This window comes from Streptomyces sp. NPDC045701 (genome assembly GCF_056432045.1).
The window spans coordinates 9,701-14,758 of sequence record NZ_JBWKJV010000062.1; the positions used below are offsets into that span (position 1 = coordinate 9,701).

The window sequence follows — 5,058 nt, forward strand, 5'->3', positions numbered from 1 at the left end:
GGATACCGTCTGCACTTGATGGCTAGTGCACTATGGAGGCTCTAGCACAAAGAACAGAATGAACCGGAACAGTGTGGCACCTATTGTTCTAAGCCGGAAATTCGCCTCGGTCGCAAGGCGAGCTTGGGTATCTCGTCGACATCTTACCTCCAGGTGTAAGATTTGGGTTCTTCATTTCATTTCCTGATACAAGCTCGGATGCCTTTATCCAGTGATTCTTTTCCAGCCTGGCTGACAGCGCAGCCGACCATACCCGGCGGGCAAACTAAAATGCAGCAGCCGACGGTTAACTTGCTGGTCGCAGGCCTCTCTCCGACTAACATTTTTCGTCGTCGGCATGCTCCTGAACAGCACAAACACGAGGTCAGTAAAAGCTCGCTGCAGCGCTCAACTCGCCAACTTAACCGCCGACTGAAGCACTCAGTCACAAGCGGCAAGGCGTTTTGTATAAAGAGCCGGACTACAGTACCGGTCGAACTCGAGGTGCTCGATGTCCGTGAACCGGACCTCCTCCAGGGAGCCGACCAGGCTGATTCAAAGTCTTGGTGATCATGTGGGTGTGCAGGTCGGGCCGTATCGAATGCAACGAAGCTCCGGTTGTCCGGGGTGACCTTCCCAAGTCGCCCTGAACCGCCGGTGCTTCGATGTGCCGTCAGTCTGCCATGGTCTGTCTGGTCAAGTCGCCCGCCGCCGCCCAGCGCGCTCTGCCCTCGGTGGCGGGCGGGCTGGCGATGCCGGTCGGTCCCCGGGACCGGCGCGGTCGGCGGCATTGGCTGGTGTCGGTGCTGCTCACGGCCTGCTGTGCGGGCCTGTCCGGTGCCCGCTCCTGTGCGGCCCTCGGACAGTGGGCTACGAATGCGCCCAGGACGCTCTGGCCCGGCTCGGGGTGAGGTGCCCTGAGCCCGACGGACACGGACCCAGTATTCGCCCAAGCTGCGTGCCGAGTCGTGAAGGCGGTCCTTGAGACCGGTGCCACTCCGGCGAAGGTGGCACGTGATTTCGGACTGGTCGCGGAAACCGTGCGCGCCTGGGTCCGTCAGGAAAAGGAGAGGGGCCGGCGGGAACACTCCGGGCGCGCGGGAAGCGCATGACCGGGCCCGGATCGCGGAGCTGCAACGCCGAGTGCGTGAGCTGGAGGACGACAACGCGTTCCTGGTAAAAGCATCGGCCTTCTTCGCGAGGAACCAGAACTGAGCGGAATGGACCAGGGAGGTCTAGCCGCCGTCGACCAGGTGCTCGGCGGGCAGCAGCCCGCGGCGCCTGAGCCGGGTGTGGATGCCGGGCAGAGCCTTCGCGTCGTAGCTGGTGGCGTCGGTGGTGGCCACGTCCGTGTTCACGTTGACGCCCGGCCCGCTCCGCACCCCTCGGTCATCGAGGGGTGCGGAGCGGCCCGGAGGGCGCCGTACAGACGATCTATGAACTCCGGGCGCAGGCAGGCAGTTCTGCCGCACCCACCGCGTACGCACCGGGGCCGCCGGCCCCGCCTGCCAGACCACCCACCACACCCCAAGGGAGAGCCCCGTGGGCATCCTCGGCGAGGGCCTGAACGCGGCGGTGGAGCGCGCGTTCACCCGCCCCATCCCCAAGTCCGCACCAGCCCAGATGCGGTACTTGGTCCGGCAGGAGAAGGGCACCCGCGCGGTCGCCCAGCTCCTCGGCATCAGCCAGCGCACCGTAGAGCGCTACGTGAAAGGGCAGATCGTCCGGCCGCGCCCCGACCTCGGCGAGCGCCTGGCCGACGCCGTGCGGCAGCGGTGGCAGCCCCGCGTACGGGAGCGTGCCAAGAAGCAGGCCGCCACCACCGGTAGTCTTGTCATCCACACCCGCGCCCGGTTCGGCTACACCGCCGCCCCCGGCACGACCGACGACGCCCGGGTACGACATCTGACCCTGGCTCTGCCCCCGTACTACGCGCGCCGATTCTTCGACGCCCAGGCAGCCGGAGCGACGGAACAGCAGCTCCGGAACATCGCAGCGGAAGGGCTCCAAGAAAAATCTATTTCCAGGACAACGGCCGCCGAGCGCAGGGTCTGCAGGTGGAATTCACAGATATTGAGTACGTCGCATTCGACCTGTAGAGACCCGTCTTACGGATAAGATCATCGGCAGTCCGTACCGGTATGGGGTGTGCGGATTAGGCCCGGTGCCAGCTTGCCGGGGCAGTACCACCGGGCCGCCACCACCCCGGGCCGCCACCGGCCCCCCGCCAGCACCCGCATGCCCGGCCGGTCTGCCGCAGGCCCACGTTCACACACGCGGCGCGGGCCCGTCCGCCGGGCACCAAGGACGTGCCTCAACAGCCTCCGCCTCTGAATCGTTCCCATGTTCGACTACGGGCCCGGGCATGGTCCCCGAGCGCATCGCGACATCGGGCAGTCCATAAGCGCCGAGGCCTTCCTCCGGGCTCCCCAGAGAGTGGCCGATCACCCAGGGTTTCGGGGCCAGTGAGCCGCCATCGGCCCTGGTGATGACGGACGGGGAGCCTGCCCCTTGTGATGCACGTCGCTCCGAGCGGTGCCTGTGTAGGGAGCGTGGGGCGTCAAGGAGTGGGATCGGCCACAACGGGGGGTTCCAGTCGACGGAGGCGCCGCACGGGCTGCGCCATCGAGAGCGTCAACGCCCGCATCCGCAAGGCCGTCCGGGCCCGCGGCCACTTCCCGTCGGAGAACGCCGCGTTGAAGTGCGTCTACATGGCGCTGATGAGCCTGGACCCCACCGGCAAGGGCCAACGTCGCTGGACGATCCGCTGGAAGGCACCGCTGAACGCCTTCCAGATCGCCTTCGAAGGTCGGCTCACGCCGGGCAGCAACTGACCCCACCAAACCAAGATCAGCCGTTAATTAGACAGACCCACAAACATGGCTCAGCAAGTCAACCGCCCCCTCGGCACGGCAGGCCCACCAGATGGCCACCACTCGGCTGGGGCACTGTCAGGAAAACGGCCCTACAGGCGCCGGGGCACTTCTCCGGCAAGGTCCGCCGCGAGGGCGTGAACCTGCAGGTCATCGCCGCGGAAGACGGGAAGCTGTTGTGGATCCCGCCCGCGCTGCCCGGCGGCACCCACGATGTGACCGCCGCCCGCGAGCACGCCATTATCGACACCTGCGCGGATCTGAACCCTGAGGTCCTTGCGGACAAGGGGTACCGGGGCCGGCGGCACTTGTGATCACCCCGATCAAGCGCCGTCCGAAGGCGGAACTCCCTGACAAGCACAAGGGCCTCGGACAAGGTCCACGCTGCACTGCGTGCTCCCGTTGAGCGGACCATCTCCCGGACCAAGCACTGGCGGATCTTCCGGCATGCCCGGATCAGCCCGAACAGACTCACGTCAGCAGCTGCCGCGATCCACACCCTCATGATCTACACGTGAAAAGGGCTCAAGGCACCGCACATCGCCCTTGCGGTCGCCGCCTTCGCTTTTTGTCGGTCACCGCCACCCCGCACCGCACGGCTCAAGCAGCCCGAGGAGCCCACTGACCCGTCCTCGCCCTGCCGTGCAGCTGATCGACTTCACCGCCGAGGAGAGCCGCCGCCTGCGTCCACCGGACCATCTGGCACGCGCAGCATGCCCCGCTGATCATCGCTGCCCAGTCCCTTTGGCGCAGAATCCACCCAAGCATCGCCAAACGAATCCACTTACAAGAAACGAAGACGCCAAGCCCTCAAAGCTCCCTGGAGTACCGGTCCAGCCAGAGGCGGGCGCCCCCTCGGTCGGCGACGAGTACAGTTACGTCCGTCACATCGTTCGGATTTAGATCGAGCTGAACGCTACGAAGCTATCCGCAGTCCGCCTCAACAGTGGACATCCACAGACTCCTAGGGTCGAACTCATTAACCTGGGACTCATAGTGACTGATCTCACGACATGAAACACCATTATTTTTCGCGTAATTATTCATTTCAGTCAACGCGGCTTGATGGGCATCGAAATCCGATCGGCTGATGCCGGAAAACGTCTTCGCTGCAGTAGCGGTTTCGCCAACAGGCGTCGCTGCAAACGCCGGCGCGGTGGATGCGATGACGCCGAGGGACGCGGCGGCGAAAAGCCCTGCTCCAACGACCGATCGAACCGAGTTGGACAGCTTCATGTGAGATCCTTTCGGGGAGAGTCAGGAAGGACGTTCCCTTCCCATGATGGAGCTGCAAGCCTCGTCATACCTCCTCTGACCGGCCATATAAGCACCCCGAGCGCGTCCCCCATACGGACCGCTGGCTTCGGCTTGTCAGGGTGGCGCTGCCCTTGACCGGCTGTGGGACCTGTATCACGGCAACGGCCGGCTGGTACGGGCAGGACAGGGCTTTGGAGGCCTGGCGGCGGCGATGACTCGGCCCGGGCGGAAAGGGTGGAGGGCACGCCGGCCACGTTCTCGCCCGCGGCGTGCCAGCTGCTGGGCAAGCGAACGGCCCAGGCCGCCGGCACCCTCGACCGCGAAACGACGCTCGGGCCACTGCTCGCACCAGCGCATCAGCTGGCGGAAGGTCCCGGCATTGACGACGAACCGGCGCTGGGCCACACCTTGACTCCGGTGAGCCTGCCCCAATCAGGGGAATTGAGCGCTTTGATAAAATCCTCCCTGGGGAGGAGCGGTATTTCGAAGTTGACCATCACCGGCCTGGTCGCCGACCGCACCGCCCTGGCCTCATGAATTCACCATGGGGGCAGGGCGATGGTGACGGAGCGCACGATCAGCGAAGGAGGGCGCCTCGACCTGCGATGATTCAGCTTCTCAAGGACTGGATCAGGGTGGGGAGGAGGCACCCTCCGGGTGTCGGAGCTTACCGGGTGGGCGAAGGACCTGTCGCTGTCGGCGGGCGGGCGGAAGCTGGTGGGCAAGGCCGGCATCGTGCCGGTGCGGAGGCTCGCGGACAAGGTCGGGCTGACCGGCGCGCTGAGCTCCGCGCTGGTGCGACGGGACTTCCACCCCGGTCCATGACCGGGGTGGGGTGCTGGTGAGCGCGGCGTTGGCGGTGCTGCTCGGGGCGCGCTCGATCGCAGGGATTGCGGTGATGCGGCAGGCAGCATTGGTGCTCGGGCAGCCGGCCCTGGCCTCGGCGTTG

6 protein-coding genes and 2 pseudogenes are annotated in these 5,058 nt (G+C 65.8%); 6 read left to right on the forward strand and 2 right to left on the reverse strand.

All coding sequences use genetic code 11. The features are described 5' to 3' along the window. Positions 1-947 precede the first annotated feature (947 nt). On the forward strand, positions 948-1,091 hold the full coding sequence (locus tag AC07DW_RS30405; protein WP_478860894.1) for a transposase: 144 nt from the start codon (positions 948-950) through the stop codon (positions 1,089-1,091). Positions 1,092-1,214: 123 nt separating this feature from the next. Here AC07DW_RS30405 and AC07DW_RS30410 read toward each other — a convergent pair whose 3' ends face one another. Further along, positions 1,215-1,337, reverse strand: coding sequence for a hypothetical protein (locus tag AC07DW_RS30410; protein WP_478860895.1), 123 nt, complete (start codon positions 1,335-1,337; stop codon positions 1,215-1,217). A 184-nt stretch (positions 1,338-1,521) separates the two neighbouring features. On the opposite strand from AC07DW_RS30410, the pseudogene tpg reads away from it, so the two are divergent. From tpg to AC07DW_RS30425, 3 genes and pseudogenes are all read left to right on the forward strand, one after another. Continuing rightward, positions 1,522-2,078 (forward strand): annotated as a pseudogene (tpg, locus tag AC07DW_RS30415) (telomere-protecting terminal protein Tpg). Positions 2,079-2,585: 507 nt separating this feature from the next. Continuing rightward, positions 2,586-2,813: pseudogene (locus AC07DW_RS30420) on the forward strand (transposase); the annotation flags it as partial. A 26-nt stretch (positions 2,814-2,839) separates the two neighbouring features. Next, the gene (locus AC07DW_RS30425; protein ID WP_478860900.1) at positions 2,840-3,166 is read left to right on the forward strand and encodes a transposase family protein; all 327 of its coding nucleotides are present in this window, start codon (positions 2,840-2,842) and stop codon (positions 3,164-3,166) included. Positions 3,167-3,776: 610 nt separating this feature from the next. Here the strand turns inward: AC07DW_RS30425 and AC07DW_RS30430 are convergent. Next, entirely contained in the window at positions 3,777-4,088 is a 312-nt protein-coding gene (locus AC07DW_RS30430; protein ID WP_478860896.1) for a hypothetical protein, read from the reverse strand. A gap of 255 nt (positions 4,089-4,343) precedes the next feature. Between AC07DW_RS30430 and AC07DW_RS30435 the strand changes: the two genes are divergently transcribed. Continuing rightward, the gene (locus AC07DW_RS30435; RefSeq protein WP_478860897.1) at positions 4,344-4,646 is read left to right on the forward strand and encodes a hypothetical protein; all 303 of its coding nucleotides are present in this window, start codon (positions 4,344-4,346) and stop codon (positions 4,644-4,646) included. 120 nt (positions 4,647-4,766) lie between these two features. After that, the gene (locus AC07DW_RS30440) at positions 4,767-4,934 is read left to right on the forward strand and encodes a hypothetical protein (RefSeq protein WP_478860898.1); all 168 of its coding nucleotides are present in this window, start codon (positions 4,767-4,769) and stop codon (positions 4,932-4,934) included. Positions 4,935-5,058: the final 124 nt, after the last annotated feature.